Annotated in this window: 16 protein-coding genes; 6 read left to right on the top strand and 10 right to left on the bottom strand. The window is 63.1% G+C overall.

Features of this window, described 5'->3' with window-relative positions; genetic code table 11:
- Positions 1-153 precede the first annotated feature (153 nt).
- Both CKW40_RS06760 and CKW40_RS06755 read left to right on the top strand, forming a co-directional pair.
- Positions 154-1,248, top strand: coding sequence for an OmpA family protein (locus CKW40_RS06760; RefSeq protein ID WP_095199104.1), 1,095 nt, complete (start codon positions 154-156; stop codon positions 1,246-1,248).
- A 7-nt stretch (positions 1,249-1,255) separates the two neighbouring features.
- Complete coding sequence (locus CKW40_RS06755; RefSeq protein WP_244571102.1) at positions 1,256-2,500, top strand: caspase family protein; 1,245 nt, start codon at positions 1,256-1,258, stop codon at positions 2,498-2,500.
- Between the two features lie 29 nt (positions 2,501-2,529).
- Here CKW40_RS06755 and CKW40_RS06750 read toward each other — a convergent pair whose 3' ends face one another.
- Complete coding sequence (locus tag CKW40_RS06750) at positions 2,530-3,099, bottom strand: DUF6931 family protein (protein WP_179297859.1); 570 nt, start codon at positions 3,097-3,099, stop codon at positions 2,530-2,532.
- A gap of 191 nt (positions 3,100-3,290) precedes the next feature.
- On the opposite strand from CKW40_RS06750, the gene CKW40_RS06745 reads away from it, so the two are divergent.
- Positions 3,291-3,827, top strand: coding sequence for an OmpA family protein (locus CKW40_RS06745; RefSeq protein ID WP_095199102.1), 537 nt, complete (start codon positions 3,291-3,293; stop codon positions 3,825-3,827).
- A 74-nt stretch (positions 3,828-3,901) separates the two neighbouring features.
- On the opposite strand, the gene CKW40_RS06740 is transcribed toward CKW40_RS06745, so the two are convergent.
- The 8 genes from CKW40_RS06740 to tagH form a co-directional block, all read right to left on the bottom strand.
- Positions 3,902-5,530, bottom strand: coding sequence for a caspase family protein (locus CKW40_RS06740; protein ID WP_095199101.1), 1,629 nt, complete (start codon positions 5,528-5,530; stop codon positions 3,902-3,904).
- A gap of 168 nt (positions 5,531-5,698) precedes the next feature.
- Positions 5,699-8,116, bottom strand: a complete 2,418-nt coding sequence (locus CKW40_RS06735; protein WP_095199100.1) for a M23 family metallopeptidase — start codon at positions 8,114-8,116, stop codon at positions 5,699-5,701.
- A complete protein-coding gene (locus tag CKW40_RS06730; protein ID WP_179297847.1) occupies positions 8,113-8,523 on the bottom strand; it encodes a DUF1036 domain-containing protein in 411 nt (136 codons plus the stop codon). Before CKW40_RS06730 ends, CKW40_RS06735 begins: the two co-directional genes overlap by 4 nt.
- Positions 8,524-8,631: 108 nt before the next feature.
- Positions 8,632-11,226, bottom strand: a complete 2,595-nt coding sequence (locus CKW40_RS06725) for a serine/threonine-protein kinase (protein ID WP_095199099.1) — start codon at positions 11,224-11,226, stop codon at positions 8,632-8,634.
- The gene (locus CKW40_RS06720) at positions 11,226-12,005 is read right to left on the bottom strand and encodes a PP2C family protein-serine/threonine phosphatase (RefSeq protein ID WP_095199098.1); all 780 of its coding nucleotides are present in this window, start codon (positions 12,003-12,005) and stop codon (positions 11,226-11,228) included. Before CKW40_RS06720 ends, CKW40_RS06725 begins: the two co-directional genes overlap by 1 nt.
- A 159-nt stretch (positions 12,006-12,164) precedes the next feature.
- Positions 12,165-15,728 (bottom strand): type VI secretion system membrane subunit TssM, encoded by a 3,564-nt coding sequence (gene tssM / locus CKW40_RS06715; protein ID WP_095199195.1) that lies wholly within the window; start codon positions 15,726-15,728, stop codon positions 12,165-12,167.
- Between the two features lie 22 nt (positions 15,729-15,750).
- Positions 15,751-17,241: a type VI secretion system protein TssL, long form gene (tssL, locus tag CKW40_RS06710; protein ID WP_095199097.1), complete on the bottom strand. Its 1,491-nt coding sequence runs from the start codon at positions 17,239-17,241 to the stop codon at positions 15,751-15,753.
- A gap of 249 nt (positions 17,242-17,490) precedes the next feature.
- Positions 17,491-18,543, bottom strand: coding sequence for a type VI secretion system-associated FHA domain protein TagH (gene tagH / locus CKW40_RS06705; protein WP_095199096.1), 1,053 nt, complete (start codon positions 18,541-18,543; stop codon positions 17,491-17,493).
- A gap of 249 nt (positions 18,544-18,792) precedes the next feature.
- Between tagH and CKW40_RS06700 the strand changes: the two genes are divergently transcribed.
- From CKW40_RS06700 to CKW40_RS06690, 3 genes are read left to right on the top strand one after another with little or no spacing between them, the layout of a single operon-like run.
- The gene (locus tag CKW40_RS06700; RefSeq protein ID WP_095199095.1) at positions 18,793-21,117 is read left to right on the top strand and encodes a type VI secretion system Vgr family protein; all 2,325 of its coding nucleotides are present in this window, start codon (positions 18,793-18,795) and stop codon (positions 21,115-21,117) included.
- A 9-nt stretch (positions 21,118-21,126) separates the two neighbouring features.
- A complete protein-coding gene (locus CKW40_RS06695; protein WP_095199094.1) occupies positions 21,127-21,552 on the top strand; it encodes a DUF6484 domain-containing protein in 426 nt (141 codons plus the stop codon).
- Entirely contained in the window at positions 21,552-21,887 is a 336-nt protein-coding gene (locus CKW40_RS06690; RefSeq protein ID WP_095199093.1) for a hypothetical protein, read from the top strand. Before CKW40_RS06695 ends, CKW40_RS06690 begins: the two co-directional genes overlap by 1 nt.
- A 60-nt stretch (positions 21,888-21,947) precedes the next feature.
- On the opposite strand, the gene CKW40_RS06685 is transcribed toward CKW40_RS06690, so the two are convergent.
- The gene (locus CKW40_RS06685) at positions 21,948-22,853 is read right to left on the bottom strand and encodes a hypothetical protein (protein WP_095199092.1); all 906 of its coding nucleotides are present in this window, start codon (positions 22,851-22,853) and stop codon (positions 21,948-21,950) included.
- Between the last annotated feature and the right edge of the window lie 28 nt (positions 22,854-22,881).

Here is a 22,881-nt window from a genome sequence, read left to right as displayed (position 1 = left end):
GGTGGTGGCGGCACGGGCGGTTCGGGTGGCGGTGGCGGCGGCTGGGGATGAGCTTCCAACAGCAGGTCGCCAAGAGCGTGCAAGTGCTCTATGCTTCGATCGTATTCACGCGGTGTTCGGTGTCGATACGGTAGTCCTGGGCAGGGGCGGTCCATGTTCGAAGTCGTCGCATTCTGGTTGAAGACAACGTCGAAGAGCCCAGCCGCAAGGGCTCTTGGGCTGATCGTCGCGTCACTGCTGCTGCTCGGATCGCAAGCCGCAAACGCCGCGCCGAACTGGACGCTCGATCCCACCGCTTCGGTGATCACCTACCAGTCGGTCAAGAAGAACACGATCGTCGAAACCAACAAGATCAGGAACATCTCCGGCACGCTGAGCGCGGCGGGTGATGCCAAGGTCACGTTCGACCTCAATTCGGTCGATACCGGCGTCGACCTGCGCAATGTCCGCATGCGCTTCCTGTTCTTCGAGACATTCAAATACCCGACCGCCGAACTAACGGCGAAGGTGGATTCCGCCGCATTCGCCGATCTCGCGACCAAGCGCAGGGTGAAGGCAACGCTGCCGTTCCGCCTCAACCTGCATGGCGTCGACAAGGACCTCGAGGCCAGCGTCGTCGTCACCATGATCAGCGACAACATGGTGTCGGTCGCCTCCGAGGCTCCGGTCGCTGTCCATGTCGAGGATTTCGGCCTGCTGCCGAACATCGACAAGCTGCAGCAGGCGGCCAACGTCACCAACATCGTGCCCACCGCGTCGGTGTCGTTCGATTTCGTCTTCACCGCCGACGGCAGCAAGCCGGCCGCCACCCCGGCCGCGGCAGCGAGTTCGGCCGATGTCGGTCCGGTCGCCACCGATGCCGCCAAGGCGAACTTCAGCGACGAGGAATGCCTGAACAGGTTCGCCGTGCTCTCGCGCACCGGCGCCATCTATTTCCGACCGGCCAGCGCGCGGCTCGATGCGAAAAGCCGCCCCTTGCTGACCGAGGTCGAAGGTGTCGTCGGAAAATGCCCGAGCCTGAAGGTCGAGGTCTCCGGTTATACCGATTCCGACGGCTCGCCGGAGGCGAACAAGCAGTTGTCGGAGCGCCGGGCCCAGGCGGTTGCCGACGCCCTGATTGCCGCGGGCATTCCGCGCAACCAGGTCAGTTCCGCGGGCTATGGCGAGGAGCGTCCGGTTGCCGCCAACGATACGCCCAAGAACAAGGCGCTCAACCGGCGGATCGAATTTTCCGCGACCAAGCTCTGAGGTGGCGGTGAGGTCCGATCCGATCGCCCGTTGCGGTGGCCTCTTTCGCGCCGCCGGTCTCGCGCTGCTCGCCTTGCTGTTGACGTTGACGGCCGCCAGTGCCGAGCGCCGCGTCGCCCTTGTCCTCGGCAACGCCCAGTATCAGCACGCGGCACCCCTCGCCAATCCGGTGCGCGACGCCCAGGCCATGGCCGAACGCCTGAAGAAGCTCGACTTCGAGGTGGTTTCCGGCTTCGACCTGACCAAGCCGCAGACGCAGGCGACCATCGCCCAGTTCGCAAAACAGGTGCGCGGTGCCGATATCGCGCTGTTCTTCTATGCCGGCCACGGCCTGCAGGTATCGGGCAAGAACTACCTGCTTCCGGTCGACGCCGCGCTGGAGGACGAGACCTCCCTGGACTTCGAGGCCGTGTCGGTTGATTTCGTTTTGCGCCAGATGTCACGGGAGACCAGCATCAGGCTGGTGTTTCTCGACGCTTGCCGCGACAATCCTCTCGCCGAAGTGCTGGCCAAGACCGCTGGCGTCCACGGCGCCAGCAGCGGCCTCGCCGAGATCCCGATCGAGAATGGCGGCGCCGGCACGCTCGTCGCCTTCGCCGCCAGCCCCAATCAACTCGCTTATGACGGGTCGGGCGAACATTCGCCGTTCACCGCGGCGCTGCTTCAGCACATCGGTGAATCCAACGTCTCCATCACCGAGGCGATGAACCGGGTGACCGGTGACGTCTTCAAGGCAACCGCCGGCAAGCAGCGCCCCTGGCTCAATGTTTCGCTGACCACGGAGGTCGTCCTGCACAAGGTCGATCTCAATGCGCCATTGATCGTGGGCGAGGCAAGCACGCCGCAGACCGAAGGCGGCTCCGACGCGCGCAACACCGGCGCGGCAGGTGCGTCGGGCCAAAGCAACGACCAGCTTGCGCTCGACGTGCTGCGCCAGAAAATCCCAAAACTGGCGTCGGATGCCCCGATCCTCTTTGATCATCCGGTTGACTTCGGCGATGCGGCAATCGACGGCAAGAGCATCGCCGAACTGATCAAGGGCAAGCCCCTGTTCAGTCCGGTGGAAGGGCTGGACAAGTCGGTCTGGGAGGGCAAGCACTGCGACGGCTGCCATGAATGGAACGAGGCCCGGCTGTGCGAGCAGGCGAAAAATTTCGCCGCCAACGATGTCTCGGTTTTGCGCCTGCAGCATCCGCTGGGAACACGCTTCAAGGTGGCGCTTGCCAGATGGGCGCAGGGCGGCTGCAAGTAGGCAGTACGATTTGTGTCGGGGTGGCGGCTTTAATAGGCATCCGCCGATTGGCGTGCCTCGAGCTCGGCCATCTGGATGCCCATTTCGACAAATGCCGAAAGAACGGCAAACCGGTCCGCGAGAGCGACACGGGCCAGTCCGGCCAGAATCCCGGCATTGACTGCATGGGCAGCAGGAAATGGCTGCAAGGCCGTCGTCGCGGCCATGGCCGAACCATTGTCCCGCCATCCCGCGGCCAGCGCAATCCAGCCGACCGGCGTTGTCGGTGGTGTCACTGCCGCAGTGCTGACGGCCAAGCGATGGCGGGGATTGTCCGGCTCACCCACCCAGTCGCCAACACGCGCAAGCAATTCCTGATCGGTCCCATCGAACAGCTCGGTCAGATGGCTCAGGCATTCATGCGCCCACCAGACCGCGGCTCGCTCTGGAAGCAGGTAGGCACAGAAGGTAATCGCTTCTTCGGGAACACGTCCGGCGAGCAGCTCGCGGCAAAACGCGATCGAGTTTTGGTCGGTTGGAAGGGTTCTCATGTCCCGGGCAATAGCGGGGCAAGTCGTGAAAAGATCTCGTGCCGTCTTGAATCGGAGCCCATTGGCCATGATCGCCACGCTTTCATCGAGAAGCCTTGACCACTCAAGCCTCACGCGGGGCGCTGGTCAAGTCTCAACCCGGTGCCGCCGCAACACCCTTGGCACGATCGTGGCGATCAGCGTTTATCGACAGACAATTGCCATGAAGTTTGGTATCGTCACGACCGTCGAAATCGGATGCTCAAACAGGAGTAACCGCTATGCAGTGGGGCAGGTCAGCCTTTGTGTTGGCGGTCGTGTTTTTCTCGACCCACGCTTCCGCCGACCCCGTTCAGAAATCGGAAGACATCGTGAAGTTTTTTACTGGCGCCGCCGACCTCGGCAAGTCGCGAGGAATTTGCGTCGGCACTGAGGAGGAGTGCAAAAGCAAAACCAAGGCAAAGGACGCGCCGGGAGAAAAATCGAGCCTCGATATGCTGATCAATTTCGGCTTGGATTCGGCCACGCTCGACACCACCGCGCGCGCTGAACTCGACGAGTTCGCCAAGGCGCTGAAGGACAACCGGCTGAGCACGTTCAGCTTCGTCGTCGAAGGCTACACCGACGCCACCGGCACGGTGCATTACAATGAAGGCCTGTCGCAACGGCGTGCGAAATCGGTGGCAGCCTTCCTGACGGCCAGCGGCGTCGATCCCAGCCGCATCAATGCGATCGGCATGGGTGAAAAGAACCCGCGCAGCCCCAACCCGTACGATCCGGTCAACCGCCGCGTTGAAATGCGGATAAAGACGCAGTAGCGCGCTAGAATTACGTCAAAACAAAGAGTTAGAGCAATTCAATGTTCCCGCGAAACAGTGAATTGCTCTAGCCGTCAGTGTTTGAGCACGCCCCCTATCGCCACACCGGCGCCGAAGATCAGTGCCTTGGTCAGGAAGTCGTTGTCGCGCCGGCGTGGCGGAGGATCATCCAGCCGCGCCATGGTCTCGCGGTTGCGCCACTTCGAAACGACCAGTTGTTGCTTGCGGGGTTTCTGTGCCACCGGCCTGAGCGTGCGGGCCTTCTGCACAACCGGCTTCTTCGGCTGCGCCGCACGGGCCTGATCGGCGGCATATCCGGCACGCACGGCTTCCATCATCGGATCAGACTGGATCACGAGGAACGCCAGTTGCTCGCGCGTCAGATAGGTGGTTTGCGGCAGTCCGTTGTCGGATTGCCAGATGCCGATCGCCTCACGGGTCTGAGAGCCCAGGGTTCCGTCGATGCGCCCAATCTCGTTGCCCAACGCTTCGAGCCGCAACTGCAGGTCGATGCGGCCCTGGCGGTCGAGGCCGATCGCACTTTCCGTCAACTCTGTGCCCGGCGTCTGCTTCATCTCGTTCGGAACGCTGACAGAGGTCCGCTCGGCGGAGCCGGAACCGGCGTTCGCCTGGTTCGTATCGAGTGCCGCGACCTGCCGGTTTTGAGCGTTCGGATCGTTCAACTCGTCGATATTCAGCCGTGCCACGGTGGCGAAGCGGCCGTTCGGAAACTGGTCGAGATAGGCTTGGTAGAACGGACCGGAATTGTGCTTCACGGCCTCGTCCCAAAGACGTTGTTCGACCTCCCACGAAGGAGAATCGTTGGCGACAGGGCCAGGAGCGGATGTCGCTGCTGCGTTCGATGCGTCGGCAACGGGATTTGCGGCCGGCGTCGCCGCCGCGACAGATTTCCCAAGGAAAACCTCGCGTCCCAATGATGCGTTGTGCCACGGCCGCTGGCGACCTTGCGTGGTTTCGGTCACTTCGCCGCGCACACGCGTCAGCGCGCTCTGGATTTCGACGCCGGGTTCGGTCAGATGCCTGGCGAGCGCCGTGGAGTAAGGGCTGTCGGTTCCGTCGCCGTCGAAAGCGATGGCGCCAGGATCCGTTGCATAGGCAATCAGCAGGCCGCCAGTACCGACGCCGTCCGATCTCGCTTCGACCGGCGCCAGGCCGGTGCCCAACGAGGTGGAGCGGCTTTTCGGCAATGAGGCCGCCAGCGTCCTTGCCAGCGGATTGTCGCGGCAGGCATCGAGGATGATGACGCCAATCGCCGGGTCGGGCGGCAACGCGGCCATGAAATCGTCGATCTGAATGGTACGGGTCTTGAGATAGGCCGGCGACGTCAAATCGGCGTCGACCGGGATCAGGTAGTTCTTGCCGTCGACCTGCATGCCGTGACCGGCATAGAAGATGACCGCGAGGTCGGCGTCGTAGGCTTGCTCGGTGAACCGGCTGATGAGGCTGTGCATGCCTGCATTGTCCTGATCGATCCCTTCGATCACCTCGAAGCCGGCATTGCGCAGCGTCGATGCGATGAGGCGGGCATCGTTGGCGGGGTTGGGCAAGGTAACCGCATGGACATAGTTGCTGTTGCCGATCACCAGCGCGACGCGCTTGGCGTCAGGCGCGGCGGCCTCGGCGCCGAAGCCGGCAAGGAAAACCAGGATAATCCCGCTCAGAAAGACCGCGAACGCTTTCATGGACCAGCCCTCCACTTACCAGGGTGCTAGATTTCGTCAGCGACTGGGTCGCCTGTGCCAACAATGGCTCCTGGACGTATGTGATCTTGACCGCGGCTTTGGTTCACGGAGGGGCCTGAAAATAGTGGTGCCAAATGGCCTGAGCGACCAATGCCGTGGCAGGCAGGCTCAAAGCGTATTCTGAATCGAGCCGATGAGGGCAGTGACGGCCTGCTTGTATTTTTCGAACTCCGGCGATGTCTGGCGGATCTCCGTGGTCGTCGGCGGGGGGGTGGCATCGGTGGCCACGCGGCTCAGCTTCTGGCCCATTTTCCTTTCGGCCCAGTCCACCACATAGCTGGCTGTCTTGCCGGTGAGAAACGGGTTGGCCTGGATGACGGCCGACCCCAGCACGGCGCTCAGTTGCGCCGAACCTGGCGCGGACAACACCTGGTGCGCGCCTTCCATGCCCAGGAAATGACAGAGATAGAGCCGGCCGGCCGTGATCTGGTGGCCGCGCGCCCGCAGATAGGCCTCGCCTTCGCGCGCCAGATTGCGCACCATCTCACGCGAAATGGTGGCGTCGTAGCGCAAGGCGAGCAAGTCGGCGGTCGACAGTGTGCGCGCAAGTTCCGGGCGATAGGTGTTCATCATCCGGATCCAGGTCTTGGTTATGAACTGGCCGGCGCCGGTCGCCGAAGAATTCGGGTTCTTGGCGCGGGCGCTGCCGCCGCTTTCGACATGAACGATCCGCTCGGTCAGCGTTTCGACGGCGACATCGCCGGAATTGCCGGAATTGCCAGTGTCATAGGTGGCGACCGTGGTGGCCGTCCCCAGCGGATCGATCGCCTCGCCGTTCTGGTAGAGCTCGAAATGCAGGTGCGGGCCGGTCGAAAGCCCGGTGGTGCCGATATAGCCAATGACGTCGCCGGCCTTCACCTTGGTGCCGACGCCGCTCGCAATGGCGAATCTTTGCATATGCGCGTAGCGCGTCTCGCGCCCGTTCGCATGCGAGATCTTCACCAGATTGCCATAGCTGCCGCCGTCGCCCTGGAAGCTGATCTCGCCGTCGAAGGCCGCCATGATCGGCGTGCCGACAGGGGCTGCCCAATCGACACCCTTGTGGATACGAACGACGCCGAGGATCGGGTGCTTGCGCGGGCCGAAGGTCGAGGTCATCACCCCGTTCACCGGCGTGACCATGCCGTTGGCGACGTTGAGCGAGCGCACCTCGTCATTGCCGGTGACGCAGGCGAACTGGCCGTCGCTCTGCTGGAAGACGAAACAGTCGATGGTCTTCTCACCGCCCTGGACGCCGACATAAAGCACCCGCCCGGACGTCTCGTCCTTGCCGCGCGGCGTCTGCGAGTAGATCAGCACCAGGCGCTGGTCCTCGCTGGCGAAGGCGTCGAGGTCCTGTCCTCGCGACAGGTACATGATCGCCTCGCCGATGACGCCGGTTGGAACCTTGTTGCGCGCGGCCGTCGAATAGATCGCGTCGAGCAGGCGGTATTGCCGCTTGGGCCCGCCTTGATCGGTACCGGAATAGTTGAACAGGTCCTCGCGCACCCAGGGGTCGACGCCGGACACGAAGGCGCCCGCGGCATTGCGCGTCAGCGTGCCGACAAAGACATTCTTGGCGTAGATCGAAACCTGCATGAGCGACATTGTCGTCGTCTCGCGGTTCGGCCGGAATCCGCGCATGGCAACGACATAACCCGGCTCCAGGCTGTCGCGGTTGAACAGGCTCTTCAGCGCCTCGCCTGCGAGCTTGGCGTCGTCGGCGGAAAAATGTGCATCGAGCGCAACACTGTCCAGGCTGCGGTCGTTGAGGATCTTCACGAACGTGTCTTCGGTCGCCTCGAAGCGCTGGTACTCGCTGGTCACGGTTGCGACGGTCGTATTGTTCTCGATCTGGGTCTTCTTGAAGGCGGGCAGCGCTGCTTCGCCCTGATCGATGGTCTCTCCCCAGCCGGCCTCCGGGTCGTCGGCATCCGCCTTGGGCGCCGAACCGGCCGGGGCCTCGCTCGCTTCGGGTGCCGCCTGAAGGTCATTGTCCAGGTCGCCCTGCTGGTCGTTCGGTGCCGCCGCCGGGGCAGGCGGAGCGGCCTGCTCGGTGGGTGCGGCAGCCGGAGATGTCGGAGCGGTCCGCCGCTGTGCCTGGAAGAACGCGAAGTCCTCCTGCGTCGACGGGATCGTCGTCATGAACTTTTCGCTGGCACTCAGCATCACGTCGGTGAGGATCTCGATCTGCGGCGAGGCGCCGGAACTGTCAAGCTCGGCCGGGCGCGCCACCGTATGGCCCTTGCTTGCCGTGTCGGCATCGGGCGCTAGCGTAATCCACATCGGATCCCCCGCCAGGTCGATGATGGCAGGCACATAGACGGATGCATCGGCCGGCACATCGTCCACACCTTCGACCGCGTGCAATTCTTCGTCTTCGTCGCCAAACGACCAATAGTCCGCGGTGAGGTAGAAACCGGCGGCGATGGAAAGCAGGACAACCAAGGCGAACCCGGCAATCAGCCTGCGCCAAAGCGTGCGCCTGCGCAGTGCGGCGCGCGCCTGTTTTTTCTCTCTGAAGCTGGTGTCGATACTGTGCGTCACGGGTTGCTTCCGGTCAGGAAGAAGGTCCACCGCACCTGTTCGAGCGTATCGACTTCGAGAAATTGCGCCGCGATGTGGCCGCGCTGCCAGCATTCGTCGATGCCGCGGATCGAAAACCGCCGCCGCTCGATGCACATCTCGGTCGACCCGGTCAGGATCGCATGGCCGAACACATCAGTCGCATAGATGTAGACGTAGCGGTTCGTCAGTTCCTCGCGGATGACGTTGACGCATTGATTGGCGCCGATGGTCCACCAGCCGTCGGTCTGGTCCGCATTGTCGACCTTCTGGCCGACCGCGAGATTGACGACGTCGAGTGTCTGGTTGCAGACCGTGAATTCGGCGCGCGCTTCGCCGGACGTCAGAACGGCCAGCAATGCCGCTCCCGCCATGATCGCGAGCCTCATGCGGCCGGTCAGGGCAAGCAGGGCTCGAGCCGGATCACGCTGCCCTATCGGCAGGTCGGCAGACGAGTGAGGCAAACACGCGCGGCGGAGTTCCATCGGGCGTCCATGCTATCCGCCGAGCCGGAAATACTTGGCAGTGGCTGAAAATTGCGATCCGTCGGTCTCGATCTCCTCGAGAATTTTCGGCAGCACCACCGAGGCCGGCATCGGCGTGGAGATGGCCGCCGCCTGGATATCCTGCGGGCCGGTGATCACCATGATGATCTGCGGCACGGCCTTCCCAGTGGCCTTGTCGGCGGCGCCGAGGCCAATCGGAATGCTGAAGGTGGCCTTGTCCGATTGCGCGACGATGCGGTCGTCGAGATTGAACACCATGCCTTTGTGATCGATCAGCAGCACGCTGGAAATGAGCCCGCCGCGCGTCACCAGCGTGCCGCTGATCGGCGTACCATCAGGCACCGAAGTCCGGTCGAGAACAAGCTGCGGCTTGTCGGCCGCGCTCTGCCCGAGAAAGCGCAGAAAGTTGGTGACTTCGCATTGGCTAGGCTCGATGAGGCGGACGCTGATGTCGGGTTCGACATGGAATTTTGCCTGGAAATCGCTGAGCATCCGCTCGAATGGCTGCACCGCCGTGCCAAAACCTTCGATCGCGGCGGCCTTGTCGGCCGACGATGTCATGGTCGCATAGAAACAGTCGCCGCCGCCGAAGTCGCGAACCCAGGAGACACGTTGCGCGAGGTCGTCGACGACCGGAGGGATCGCCGGCTTGGGCACATTCAATGCGATGACAGCCTGGTCCGGCTGTTTGGCTGGCGGTGGCGAGGCGTTTTGGCCCTCGGCGTTCGCGGCATCCGTCTGGCTCGCAGTGGGCTTAGGCGCCGGCACGGTCGCCTTGGGCGCTGCCGGCGGGCTGATCTGAGGCTTGGGCTTCGGGGGCTCCACGGCCTCTGGCTGGGCCGGCGGCGGCGTTGAGACTTTCGCGGCTGGCGGGGCTGCAACGGCCGGTGGGGCTGGAGCAGTCTCAGGCGCCGGAGCCGAAGTTTGACTGTCGCTGGTCATCGTATCCGGCTGGGGTGGCGGCGGTGTCTTTGCGGGCGGCTGCTGCGCCTCAGTTACGGATGGCTTCGTGGGTTCTTCGGTTTGCGCGGAGGCAGTGGGCTTCGCCGGCTCCGGCGTCTGCACGGGCTTGGCATCTGTCTGACTTCCAGCCGATGGCGCGCTCGCCTCTGTTTGTGGTTGTGCTGCCATTGCCGGCGGCTTGGTGGGCTCCTCGGCTTGGGAGGGGATTTCGGTGGGCTTGGCCGGCAGCGGCTTTTGAACCGCGGCGGCATTTGGCTGATTTTCAGCCGGCGGGACGCTGGCCTCCGGCTGCGTGGGTGGTACCGGCTTTGGAGGCTCGGGGGCGTTTGCAACTTTGTCCGTCGGGATCGGCTTCGATGGTTCTGGCGCAGGCTTTGATGGTTCGGGCGAAAGCGACGTCTTGCCGACAGTCTGCGGCGCAGGCGTCATGAAGCCGCCCAGGTAAAGGCCGGCGCCTGAAGCGACAGCCAGCGTCGCCAGGGCAGCGATTGCGATGGTTCGGGTTGTTGCGGGTTTTGCGGGGACATTGCGGGCGGCCATCCGTGGCGGGCTGGGGGCCGCCGGAGGCCGCGGTTCGGACAAATGCGCGGGCCGGACATGCGGGACGAAGCGCTGCTCGCCCGGACCCGTTGCCGTCGCCGCGCTGTGTTCCGCGACATTTGAGGGCTGGGGCTGTGCCTTGGGATCAGGGATAAGGGTATGCCCGGCCGGTGGCAAAGCCGGCCGCTCGCGGGGTGTCCTGGACGCCGGCGGCGTTGTCGCTTCGTCTTCGTCGCGCGTCATCCTGGCGATATCAGCCATGCTGACCGGCCGGTCCTGCGGATCCGGTTGCAGCATGGCTTCGACAATGCCACGGAAATCCTCGTCGATGTCGGAGAGGTCGGGCACGGTGCGGCGCTTTTCGATGATCTCGAACTGTGATCCGCTCATGTCGATCGGCTTGCCGCGCAGAGCGGCGGCCAGCACCAGCCCAAGGCTGTAGATATCGGACTGTTCTCTGACGTCGCCGCTGTAAAGCCCGAGCTGTTCGGGTGAAACGTAATTGTACTTTCCCGCGAACTTTCCGCCGATCAGCGTCTCCCCGCCCACGGTCGCCGATCGCGCTATGCCGAAATCGATGATCTTCGCGCGGTCGACCCGGCCTCCCGGCAGGATGATGTTGTCGGGCGAGAGGTCGCGATGGATCGCGCCCGCCTGATGCACGGCACTCAGGCCGGATGCGAGGCGATGGCAGAGCTTGCGCACCGCTTCCGTCGGCATCGGCCCGCGCCGCATGATATCGAACAGCGACTCGCCGTCGACGAATTCCATGGCGAGATAGGGACGGCCGATGCCGGGATCGATGGTGAAGACGTGGTATCGCACGACCGCGTCATGCGACAGATGGTTGAGGATCGAGGCCTCCTTGCGAAACAAGGACAGGATCGTCTGGTCACGGGCGAACTCAGGCAGCACGATCTTGATCGCGACGTGGTCTCCGGTCTGGATGTTGTGGCCACGGTAGACCTCACCCATGCCGCCGAATGCGATGCGCTCGTCCAATTCGTAGATGCCGCTGAGCTGCGTGCCGACGGCGGTGTTGGCGACCTGCGGCGATATTCGCGTCTTGTCGTCGGCGCTCATCAGCCTCGGCCCTCCGCTCTGGACAGATCAGGATTGAGCGATTGTCCATTGCGCCCGTTTCCAATCTTCACCAGCACAATGGTGACATTGTCGGTTCCGCCCCGCGCCAGCACCGTTTCCAGCAGATTTTCGCAGGCCGCCTGAGGCGTTGCCGACACCACCGCCGCCTCGATCTCCGCGTCGGTGACATGTGCCGTCAGCCCATCGGTGGCCAGCACAAAAATGTCCCCCGGCATCAGTTCACCCTGCTGGAAGTCGATGACGAAGTCGTCGCTGACGCCGACTGCATGCGTGATGACATTGCGGCGTGGCCAGGTGAGCGCCTCGGCCGCGCTGATCATGCCTCGGTCCAAGAGTTCCTGCACCTCGGTGTGGTCCTTCGAAATCTGCGAGATCGCGGCGTTGCGGATCAGGTAGACCCGGCTGTCGCCGGCCCACAGGCAGGCAAACCGTCCGTCCATCGCCAACAGCGCGGCGACGGTGGAGCCGATGGTTATGCCGCGCGATTCCGATATGCCGCGGATCTCGGCATTGGCCCGGCTCAGCCTGTCCTCGAAGCGCGCCCGCAGATCCGGAGCCGAGCTTGCGATGCCGATCGTGGCGAGATGGTCGACAATGCTGGCGGAGGCGACCTCTCCGGCATCATGCCCACCCATACCGTCCGCCACCACCCAAAGCCCGGTTTGTGGCTCGAGCAGATAATTGTCTTCGTTGACCTCGCGGACACAGCCCTTGTGGCTCACGCCAAAGCTGTCAAAGGGAAGGGCGACATCGCTCACCTTGCCACCAAACGCGTCTCAAGCGTCCTCTGCGGCGCGCTCCCGGGCGCTCGCTCGTGCCAGTCTGCCACAGGCTCGACCATTAAAGTATCGAAATTAAGGTCCGGACGCCTGCGGCTCACACAGAGTGTCGACGCGTTGAAAAGCGCGACGCCCATCTCAAAACGCCTTCGGACAGCTGAAATCGGAAAGCGCCGGAAGCAGGAAGGGGCTGGGGCCGGAGCCAGTCTGGATCGTATAGGTGACGTCGCGCCCGCCGATCACGAAGCGGGCCTGGACATTGCTGTCGGTGCCGGTGATGGTCGCCTTGTCCATGAGCCGCTTCAGCGCCCATGGCCCTTCGAACTTGATGCGGGATTCGCGGCCCGGCATCTCCGGCGTCAGGCTCAGACTGGCCGATCCTGAGGCCGCTCCGCTCGGCCAGGTCACTATGCTTGGCGCACTGCTCGCCTGGTTGCTCTGGACCGTCTGACCATCGACATCGAGCACCGCCGCATCGGCATCGCCATGCAGTGAGAACGGCGTGAAGGTGATGCTGACCGAAGGCGTCGAACCGCCCTGGGGAAAGAAGGCGCTGCGGATTTCGGCCGCCAGCTGGAAGTCTTTCAGCGTCGATTTCGACAGGTCGCGGCCGAAGCGGGCATCCTGCTTCCAGCTCCAGTCCTGACCGCTCATGTCGATCAGCGATGCGAGATTCTGCGCGAAGAACCGGTCCATCAGCCCGCCCGGTGCGAACAGTTTCGCGAAATCCGCCATCGCCATGTCTTCGGCGCTATTGCCGGCGAACGGATAACGGCCGTTGACCGCCGCCTCGCAAGGAGCCGTGACCGCCTGGTCGAGCATCTGGTTCAAATTTGCCACCGAGGTTTCGGTGGCGTTGCCTTCGAACTCGTTCGCCGTCGCATTGATCATTCTGGCGAGTTGCTTGGGCAGTCGCGAGGCATTGGCGCGAAGGGTGGCTATCTGGAGCTGCAGATTTGCGTTGACGCGCTCCGTCTGGGAGGGAACGTCGGTCGCCAGTTGCAGGCTCTGATAAATGTCGCGGAAATTCTGGGTCAAGGCATCGATCGGGCGGTGTCCGGCAGGGCCGCTGACCAGGGCCTGGAACGATTTGAACTGCGCTTCGATGTTGGCCCCGGGATTCTGGTTCTGCGCTGCCACGGATCCTGTCCCGGCACGGCTTTGCGATTTTCCGGTGGCGATTTGTATGCCGATGCGAGCCAGACCCTTGGCCATCTTTGCCGCGTCTTGCGACTGGTCTTGAACCGTGCCGTCCTCACCCTCTGTGCCAGCGTCCTGGCCGGAAGCAGCGTTCCGCGTCAGGGCGGTTTCGTTGGCGATCGCCGTGAACAGCTGTTCGATCGGCGAGCTGGGCGAGGCGACGGCGGAAAGCACGACATAGTGCGGCTTGTCCTTCAGCATCGCTTTGAACTTCAACCCATCGAGAACGCTGTTCCAAGCTGTTGCGAACTCCTTGCCATAGCGATCGAGAAGTTCGGGGCCGAGCTTGAGCAACGCCTGGTCGATGCCGCCTTGCTCGCCGCCGCCGCCGAGCACCCATTGGTCGTCGACCAGCATCTGCGCAATATGCGAGAGCTGTCCGAGATAGAAATGGTTGAAGCCGTTCCAGCTATAGAGGCCGGGAACACGCAGGCCTGAGAGATCGCCGCCGTCGACACGCTCGAACAGCAACTGCGCTTCCGGTCCGCCTTTGACGGAAACCGAAAAATCATCCAGCGCTGCCGAATAGACCGCCGACTTGATCAATGCGGAGGCGCGGTCGGCAAGGCTCATGCGCCCGAGCGATCGTTGAGCGGCTTCGATGAGCGGCTGGTTGAGTTCGAAAACCGGATCATAGGCGTCGTCCAGGGCAAGCATGGCGCGCAGGTGCTTTTCGAGCTGCTCACGTCCGGCGCGGTTGTTTTCGCCAGGATAGCGGTTCTGCTCCCAATCCTGCTTCATCCAGGAAACGATCAGCGCGTCGTCGACCTTCGGCGCCTTGCCGCCGAGCATCAGATAGATTTTCAACGGTTCGTAGAGCGCGGCGGGATCGGCCATCTTGGCCTGGATCGTCCGCTCGGCTTGGATCAGCAGGCGTGACCGGAACATGCGTTCCAGCGCTTGCCGGTAAGCCGTCTTGGACGCCGAAATCAGTCTCTCGCGCTGGCTGAGGCCGAACGTCTCCTCGATCGGTGTCGGCACGTCGGCGGTTTCGAACCCAGCCGGCAGATCGCGCAACTGGTCGAGCGGGCCGATGACGTTTTCGAGGTCGACATCGGTCACCTCGGTGCTTTTGAGCAGCGCGTCCGCCGTCGTGCGATACTGGCCCATGGCCTGCGTGGTGGAGGCGATCAGCGACCTGTTGGCCGTGAAGCTCAGGGCGAGCGTTCCGAGGGCCGCCGCGGCGATCAACGCGATGGCGCTAAGCCCCGCAAATCGGGCGACCGCCGCCCGCCTTGCCGCCGATTTGTCGTACGAGACCCAGCCGGATTCGGCGAAAATGACGCCCGTCAGCAGATCATGCAGAAAGAAGCTTTTGCCGGTACCGGAAAGATGGGCGCGGGAATTGCTGCCGAAACTGCGGCCGATCGCGCCCAACACCTGGTCGATCGGCGTCCCCTCTTGCGTGCCTGACGAAAAATAAAGTCCACGCAAGCTGGCGTTCACCTGGCTGCGGCCCGAATCGAACAAGCCGGCGATAAAACTCGCAATCCGGCCCTTCAGCGCCCCGAACTGCGCCGGAAAGCCAAAGACGGATATGCGCGCGGCCGGGTCAGCCTCTTCCTGAAGGCGGTCGGGCATCTCCTCGACCAGGCGTCTTGCCAGCGCGTCGAATTCGGCCGGAGCCTCGGCCGCCATGTTCCTGGTGCGATCGGCGGTCTGGAATGTCGCGCCCCAGACCTTGCGCCGGCGGGCCCCGTCGAAACCGCCGAAGTAGTCCATGAAGCCGGCAACAAGATCGGCCTTGGTGAACAGCAGATACACCGGAAACTGGATTTTCAGCGTCTCGTGGATTTCCCGCAGACGGCTGCGTATCTCGACGACGTGGGCGTCAAGCTGCCGGTCGTCAAGGCCGATGAGATCAGCAAGGCTGATCGCCAGGATGACGCCGTTTATCGGTTGCCGCGTGCGGTATTTCTTGAGCAGCGACAGGAAGGCGAGCCAGCTCCTCTTGTCGCTCTCGGCATGGGAATCCTGCGTCGTGTAGCGTCCGGCGGTGTCGATCAGCACGGCCTCGTCGGTGAACCACCAGTCGCAGGCGCGTGTTCCGCCAACACCGGCGACCGGCTGGGCATCACCCGAACCGGCCAGCGGAAAATTCAGGCCTGAATTGATCAGCGCCGTTGTCTTGCCGGCGCCGGGCGGGCCGATGATGATGTACCAGGGGATCTCATAGAGGAAATTGCGCTTGCCGCTCGATCGTTTGAGCGCGGCGATCGCCTCGTTCATCCGCGCCTCGAGCACCTGCGAGTCGCTATCCCTGTCGTCATTGCGGGCAACGGCGGTCTCGAGCGCCTTTTGCGCCTTGCGTATCCGCCAGAAACGCAATCCGTAGAAGAGCGCCACGGCTGCCACGATCACACCGATGATTGCCGCGCGCAGCCAGGCAGGCCCGAGGGGACGGCTATCGGCGAAGCGGATCAAAGGTCCGGCAAACCACACTGCCGCCGAAAAACCGGCCAGCGCGATCATGCTGAATATCCGCAGCAGCCAACGCGTCATGGCCGCTTCCAACCGGCCCTGCTCACAACGTCTCCTCCTTCGGGATCATCACATCGACACGGCGGTTCCTGGCGCGGCCCTCCGCTGTTGCATTGTCGGCGATTGGCTCGTCCTCGCCCTTGCCGTCCACCGTCAGTCGCGAAGGATCGCTGAACTTCGGCGCCATCATTGCTTCGACGGCCTTCGCCCGGGCGACGGAAAGGTCGAAGTTGGACTTGAACGGGCTCGATTTTCGCGGCTTCACATTGTCCGTGTGGCCGATGATCCTGATGGGCCCGCGCTCGGGTTCCAGGGCGGCTGCGATATCAGCGGCTATGGGCTGGAATTCCGGTTTCGCATCGGCCCTGCCGGACTGGAACAGCAGGACATTGCTGATTTCCACCACGATGAAGTCGCCCTTCGTGCCGACGGTCAGTCCGCCGGCGTCGACGTCCTTGGCCAGTGCCGAGCGGATGCGATCGATCTGCGTGGTGGTGGCTGCGGGAGGGGTGACGACTTTCGCTGGCTCGGCCAACGGTGCCACGCTGGCGCGCTCGATGGCGATCGGCGTCGACGGGTTGAGGGCCAGCAATTCACCGGCGGTGGCATCGCCTTCATTGGTGATGAAGACCCGCAACGCAAAGAACGCCGCTGTCAGCAGCGCCGATGCCGCTGCCGCCACGGCCCACATCGGCAGGCGTGTCCACGACTGCGTCATCGTCGTCGCCAGGCCCTGCCAGCGAGGCGAGATGTCCTCGTCCGCGCGAGGCTTGAAATAGCGAAGCGTTTCGTAAACGTCGCGCCGAACGCGTTCGAGATTGCTGTCCTCGCGTGTCAGGCCGCGATACTGGCCCTCATACCCCAGCGACAGGCAGACATGCATCAGTTCGAGCAGGTCGTAATGGGCCTCCGGGCTGGCCAGGACCTTGTTTAGCGCTTCGAAAAAGCCCGTGCCGTCGGGCTCGACGTGGAAGAACTGCGACAGCATGCTGTGCTGCGCCCAGGCGTCCTTGCGCGGCCAGGGCAGGTTGCCGATCAGGTCGTCGGCAGTTTCGCACAGGACAAATTTCGCAATCCGCGCATCCTCTTCGGCAACGCCTGATTTCTCCAGTATCCTGTCGAACTTGTCGATCGCCTCCGTGACATGTTCGGCCAACGGCTCCGCCTGTCTCTCGACGGGGATAAGCCTGAGCTGGCCGAACAGCATCAGCAATGGTGCGGCCGCGGCAAGGATCGGGTTTGCCGCGGAATATCTGACGCTGTCCGTGACATTGAGCAGGGTCTCCTGCCGCAGAGCCGAAGTCGGCGCCGCCGCGGGAGGAGTTCCTTGATAGATCACGGTCCCGGATGTCCAGCCCGGCGGTGTATGCCGGCCGACGCCGGGATCGAACACGGTCGATTCCCTGACCGGCGAGGGGTGCCCGCCATCGACGACGGGCGCCTGAGGGGTGGGCGTCGGCTTTCGCTCGCGCCGTGGCGTGGCGCGAATGACGGTCTTGCCCGGCGGGCCGAAAGGATCGTCTTTCGAGTTCATGGCCGGTCGTCCGTCTGCGCCCGACACCCGCGCGCTTGCCGGACCGGCGCAAGGCGGCTCGCGATCAAGTAAAACAAAGGCAGGCCCTGACGACCAGGGCAGTGTCTTGAGGACGGTCGGCTACACCTTACTATCCCGCCGTATGATGACATTTGCCGCAGACCCCCAGGTCGATGAGCCTTACCCGCTTGGCGAATTGTCGTATGCGATCGTAATCTCAGAAACTCTCGATTGGAACCGAATGCCGGCCTATTTCTGCTTGTCGGCCTTGGCATAGGCTTCGCTGAAATAGGCCAGGAATATGTCCAACATGCCGTTCTCGTGCGCTTCCTCCATGGTTCGCCATGTCGCGACAAAAGCGTCCCAGGCCTGGCTCTTCTTCGACGAGAACGACGTCGGCGGAAGCTTTCTTCCGATCGCTTCGGGAGACAGGTCGTCGAGCAGCCGCGACAGCGCGGCCTGCATGGCGGCATAGGTGGCGAATTCGTGCGTCTTGAGATCGCGGAATGCATCCTCGATGCTGCGCCTGGCATCGAGATAGCCGGCCCGGCGCCGTGCGAACATGATCTCGAGGATGTCGTCGGTTCCTGGAACGAACTTCAGCGGGTTGTTGTCGGCGGCGCTGATCATCGTTCGTTGCGTGCTCTTGGCCAGCATTTTCGCCGCCGCGCGCGCCTTCAGCAGCAAAGCTAGTTCCTCGACCACCGTCCGCAGCACCGCGCCGATTTCGGCGGCAACTTCATGCGGGTCGCGCGATTGCAGCAGTTCCGGCGAGATGCCGGCCGCGATCGCGATTTCCCGCAGCACTTCATCCCTGGTCGAGGGTAGGGGCGGCTGCGACGGGAACGTCGATGCCGGACCGCGCTGCCCGGACCGTTGCTCCGCGGGGTTGAAGAACGGCCCATCTCCGAATTCCAGCGGCCGGCCGATCGCGACGGGCATTTCCCGCTGCGTCGAACCGTGGCCGGGATGACCTGTCGCGGCGCGCTCCTCGTCGATCGAGACGAAGATGACATAACGGCCGATCAGCATCCGGTCGCCATTGCCCAGCCGATGCGGGCCGGTCATGCGCTGGTTGGATCCGTTGATGTAGGTTCCGTTGCGCGAGACGTCGTGCAGCCAGAACGCGCCTGCCTCGTAGCGGACCTCGCAATGCCGTCCCGAGATGAATTTGTCGGGGTCCGACAAGGTCCAGTCGCAAGCATCGCGTCCGATTTCGAAGCTGCGATCCCGCGCCGCGTAGCCGGTCGAGATGCCCGCAGGCAAGGCGTCGACATTGTTGATTTGCAGGCTGATATACATCCAGGATCGCCACCGAATGCTGACCGATACTCCACATTCTAGCAGTTTGCACATCCAACAGGACAGCGGCGTTTCGAGCCGATGCATCGACATGGTAAGGTTTTGCTGTCGTGCATGCTCTTTGGTAGGCGCGACAACATGTGGTAGGCTCAACATGGCCTGGTGCGGCGGGCCCTGAAAAGTTCCTGATCAGATGGCGGGAACTTCAACCCACCGCGCCGGCGGCCGCGTCCAGGAGGGGCACGACCCATGCCGAACGAACGTGCCACGGTTGTGCAGACGCCGGCCGGCGCCGACCTGACCTTCACGCATCTTGTCGGCCGCGACGAGATCAGCCGGTGTTTTGCCTATACGGTCGGGTTCGTCAGCCCCAAGGCGGATATCGATCCGCTGAAGATGCTGGGCGGCATGGTTTCAGTCGAAGGCGAATCCGATCCGAAACGCTGGTTCAGCGGCCTGGTGTCCGAGTTTCGCCTGACCCGCATCGAGGACCGGCTCGCCTACTATGAAGCGGTCGTCAGGCCGTGGCTCTGGTTTCTCGGCAACACGACCGATTGCCGGATCTTTCAGAACATGACCGCCGTCGAGATCGTAGAAAAGATCTTCTCGAAATACGGAACGGCGAAATTCGAGAAGCGGCTGCAAGGGTCGTACCCCTCGCGCGAATATTGCGTGCAGTACGACGAGAGCGATCTGGATTTCGTGCAGCGCCTGCTCGAGCACGAAGGCATCTTCTATTTCTTCGAGCATGACGAGGGCAAGCACACGCTCGTTCTGTGCGACGCGATGAGCAAGCTGAAGCCGGCGCCGGGCTACGAGAAGATACTCTATAATTTCGAGGGGCAGGGCTCGCGGCGCGACGTCGAATACATCACCGAATGGATTCCCGGCAGTTCGGTGCGGCCGGGCGCCTATGCCCATACCGACTATGATTTCAAGAAGCCTGGCGCCGACCTGATGGCGAAGTCCGCCCAGCCGTTCAGCCACAAGGAAGCCTCCGCCGAGAATTATCGCCAGCCCGGGGCGCATCTCGATGTTGGGCGCGGCGACACCCTGGCCGGTATCCGGCGCGAGGAACTCCAGGCCGTGCACCAGCGCATCACCGCGGTCGGAACCGTGCGCGGCCTCCATTCCGGCTGTACGTTCAAGCTGGAGAGCTTTCCGCGCGATGACCAGAACCAGGAGTATCTGGTGATCAGCGCCGAATACAGATTGTTCGATCCGGGCTACAGAACCCAGAACGAGGCCCACAGCGAGAATTACAAGATCGTGCTGGGTGTCGCGCCGACTGCCTTGCCCTACCGCGCTCCGCGGATCACGGCGCGGCCGATCATGCGCGGGCCGCAGACGGCGACGGTGGTCGGTCCTTCCGGCGAGGAGATATTCACCGACAAATATGCCCGGGTGAAGGTGCAGTTCCACTGGGACCGCCTGGGCAAGAAGAACGAAAACAGTTCCTGCTTCGTGCGTGTCTCGCAGACCTGGGCGGGCAGCGGCTGGGGCTTCATCCAGATACCGCGCATCGGCCAGGAGGTGATCGTCGACTTCCTCGAAGGCGACCCTGACCTGCCAATCATCACCGGCAGAGTCTACAACGCCTCGCAGATGCCGCCCTACGGCTTGCCGGGCAACGCGACGCAATCAGGGTGGAAATCCAACTCCTCGAAAGGCGGCGGCGGCTACAACGAGCTGATGTTCGAGGACAAGGCCGGCTCCGAACTGGTCAATTTCCAGGCGCAGAAAGACAACAACCTTCTGATCAAGCACGACCGCACCAAGCTCGTCCAGCACGACCAGTCCGACCGCATCGACCACGACGCCAAGCATTCCGTCGGCCACAACCTCGACGAGGACGTCGGCAACAACAAGACGGTCAAGGTCGGCGTCGACCAGACCACGAATATCGGCAACAACGACACCGAGACGGTGGGCAAGAACCGCTCGCTGACGGTGGGGGCGAATGAGACGATCCACGTCGTGTCGAACTCGACGGAGAATATCGACGCCAACCACTCGCAGACGGTGGGGATTGTCCAGACCGTCACCGTCGGCGCTGCCCGCATCGATACGGTCGGTGCGTCCGAGACACGAAGCGTTGGCGGCCCGCAGACAAACACCATCGGCGCGACACGCTCGGTTACGGTCGGTGCCGGGCAAAGCCACAACATTGGTGCTTCGGATGGTTGGGAAATCGCCGCCAGCCAGAGTGTCCAGATTGGCGCGGACCAGAGTTTCGCAATTGCCGGGAGCAAGGTTTCCCAGATCGGCAAGGATCGCAACACCAAGATCGCGAGCAACGATGTCACCGAAATCGGCGCGGCCCATGAGCTCAAGGTGGCAAAGGGCAGCATGTTCCGGGTCGGCGAGGACTCAAACGTAAATGTAGGCAAGACGTTTGTGCTCGAGGCCGGCGATTCCATTGCCCTGAAATGCGGTTCTGCGACGATCACGATGAAGAAAGACGGCACGATCACCATCGAGGGCAAGGACATTTCCATCAAGGGCTCGGGCAAGATCAATGTGAAGGCCTCGAGCGACATCACCATGAAGGGTTCGGAAATAAAGCAGAATTGAAGGCGGACGATGGCACAGGTTGTAGAGCGAATCGAAGGCGTTGTGATCGGCATATTCCTGGGTTTCGGGGAGGACGCGCCACTGGTCGTATTTCCCGGAAATCCGGAGGAAACAGCGATCCCGGCACGTAGTCTGACTGAGCTGACATCGGCGATGATCGGAGCCGAGGTGGCGCTGCTTTTCCAGGAGGGCGATCCGAAACGGCCGCTCATCGTGGGCCGGATTGTCGAGCCGGCACGCAAGTCCGCCGTAGCCCAGGTGATACGCGACGGAGAGCGCGTAACCATAACGGGTGACGAGCGCGTGGAGCTTCGCTGTGGCAAGGCGACGATCATCATGGAGAAGGACGGCCGCATCACCATTCGCGGCACCTACGTGACGAGCCATGCCAGCGCCACGAACCGTATCCGCGGCGGGTCGGTGAACCTAAACTGATGCCGAAGGTCGTTCTGCGCGAGATTGTGCGGCAGCATGCGGAAATGGCGGCATTTCTCTGGACTGTCTACGACCACCATTTGCTGCATCCCGACGAAAACCCCGACATGGACGAAGAGCGGCTCGCACGCCTTGTCGAACGGCTCGACGCTCATCTCGATGGTCTTCGCGTCGCTGGCCAAGTGGGGCAGGAGATCGCCGAACTGCTCTATGCCGAATACCCGGAGGCCGGAGAAATGTTCGTGCTCCGCATGCTGGTGAAGGGGGCGCCAAAGCGGATCGCCGAGCTCGACCTCGCCAAGGTGCGGGCGTATCTATCGGAGAACGGGCATTAGCGATTGTGCCGTGCCGACACCTGCCCTGTCGGTACGGGAACTCGGCTCAACCCGGCGCGGTCACGTCAGCCGAAGGCCTTCGTCATAGACGAGCGTAAGCGTTTTCCACTTGCTGCCGTCAAAGCGCCAGGCAGTGTCGATGCCGGCCACATACAGGAATTCGCCATCGCTGCGCAGGTCCGACGCTATGCCGGTGTCCTCGAATGGCTCGAGCGCGCCGGCCACCTCGATATTGACGCCGGCTTCGTCGCCCCAGTAGGTCTTGCCCTTGAAATTGCGCACGGCCAGATAGGTCATGTCAGCAGCGGCCTCGATTTGGGTCACTTCCTCATCCGCGATGCGCAGGCAGACACCGTCGTCGCCCGCGACCCTTATCTTGCCGTCCGGCGCGATGTCGATGCCGCGAAACCGGTCGTGCCGATGCACATCCAGCGCGCGCCAGCCGGTGCCCACCAGCTGATGAATGGTGCCCATCTCGCCGCAGGCGTAGATGCCGTGTTTCGGGTGCCCGTGAACGTCCAGATACTCATTGGATCCAAGCGGGGCGATGGGCTGCCACCGCGAGCCGGCCCACCGGTACGCCACGCCGTCCGTGCCGACGGCAATCGGTCCGCCGGAATCCTCGGCCCACACTTGCCTGAGGCTCTTCTCGCTGACCTTGTCACGCGTCCAGTTGGCATCGGCATTGCGCCAGATCCAGGTGGTGGCCTCCAGCGCGAACAGCTCGCCCGAAGGCGCGGCCGAAAGCGACATCAGCCATTCGGAGGTCACCAGGAAGCCCCGCGCTGTCTTGGGGTTGAAATCATCGACGATGAAGATCACCGAGACCGTCGTGACATAGTCGGCATCGCTGAGCAGGAACAGAATGGCCGCCTTGCCTGCGCCCAAGGGCGCGATCTGAAGGCATTCGATGTCCGTATCGCTATCGGTTGCGAACCCCTCGAGGTCTTCCTTGTCCATTTTCATCCGCGTCATCCTCCTGAGATGTGGCCGC

Source organism: Mesorhizobium carmichaelinearum, assembly GCF_900199455.1.
In the GTDB taxonomy this organism is placed as follows: domain Bacteria; phylum Pseudomonadota; class Alphaproteobacteria; order Rhizobiales; family Rhizobiaceae; genus Mesorhizobium; species Mesorhizobium carmichaelinearum.
This window is presented reverse-complemented; position numbering and strand designations above follow the sequence as displayed.

What these genes read in the sequence shown, in the direction of transcription:
- CKW40_RS06760 (WP_095199104.1), top strand. Translation starts at nt 154, where the DNA reads ATGTTCGAAGTCGTCGCATTCTGGTTGAAGACAACGTCGAAGAGCCCA.
- CKW40_RS06750 (WP_179297859.1), bottom strand. Translation starts at nt 3,099, where the DNA reads ATGGCCAATGGGCTCCGATTCAAGACGGCACGAGATCTTTTCACGACT.
- CKW40_RS06745 (WP_095199102.1), top strand. Translation starts at nt 3,291, where the DNA reads ATGCAGTGGGGCAGGTCAGCCTTTGTGTTGGCGGTCGTGTTTTTCTCG.
- CKW40_RS06740 (WP_095199101.1), bottom strand. Translation starts at nt 5,530, where the DNA reads ATGAAAGCGTTCGCGGTCTTTCTGAGCGGGATTATCCTGGTTTTCCTT.
- CKW40_RS06730 (WP_179297847.1), bottom strand. Translation starts at nt 8,523, where the DNA reads ATGAGGCTCGCGATCATGGCGGGAGCGGCATTGCTGGCCGTTCTGACG.
- CKW40_RS06725 (WP_095199099.1), bottom strand. Translation starts at nt 11,226, where the DNA reads ATGAGCGCCGACGACAAGACGCGAATATCGCCGCAGGTCGCCAACACC.
- tssM (WP_095199195.1), bottom strand. Translation starts at nt 15,728, where the DNA reads ATGACGCGTTGGCTGCTGCGGATATTCAGCATGATCGCGCTGGCCGGT.
- tssL (WP_095199097.1), bottom strand. Translation starts at nt 17,241, where the DNA reads ATGAACTCGAAAGACGATCCTTTCGGCCCGCCGGGCAAGACCGTCATT.
- tagH (WP_095199096.1), bottom strand. Translation starts at nt 18,543, where the DNA reads ATGTATATCAGCCTGCAAATCAACAATGTCGACGCCTTGCCTGCGGGC.
- CKW40_RS06700 (WP_095199095.1), top strand. Translation starts at nt 18,793, where the DNA reads ATGCCGAACGAACGTGCCACGGTTGTGCAGACGCCGGCCGGCGCCGAC.
- CKW40_RS06695 (WP_095199094.1), top strand. Translation starts at nt 21,127, where the DNA reads ATGGCACAGGTTGTAGAGCGAATCGAAGGCGTTGTGATCGGCATATTC.
- CKW40_RS06690 (WP_095199093.1), top strand. Translation starts at nt 21,552, where the DNA reads ATGCCGAAGGTCGTTCTGCGCGAGATTGTGCGGCAGCATGCGGAAATG.
- CKW40_RS06685 (WP_095199092.1), bottom strand. Translation starts at nt 22,853, where the DNA reads ATGAAAATGGACAAGGAAGACCTCGAGGGGTTCGCAACCGATAGCGAT.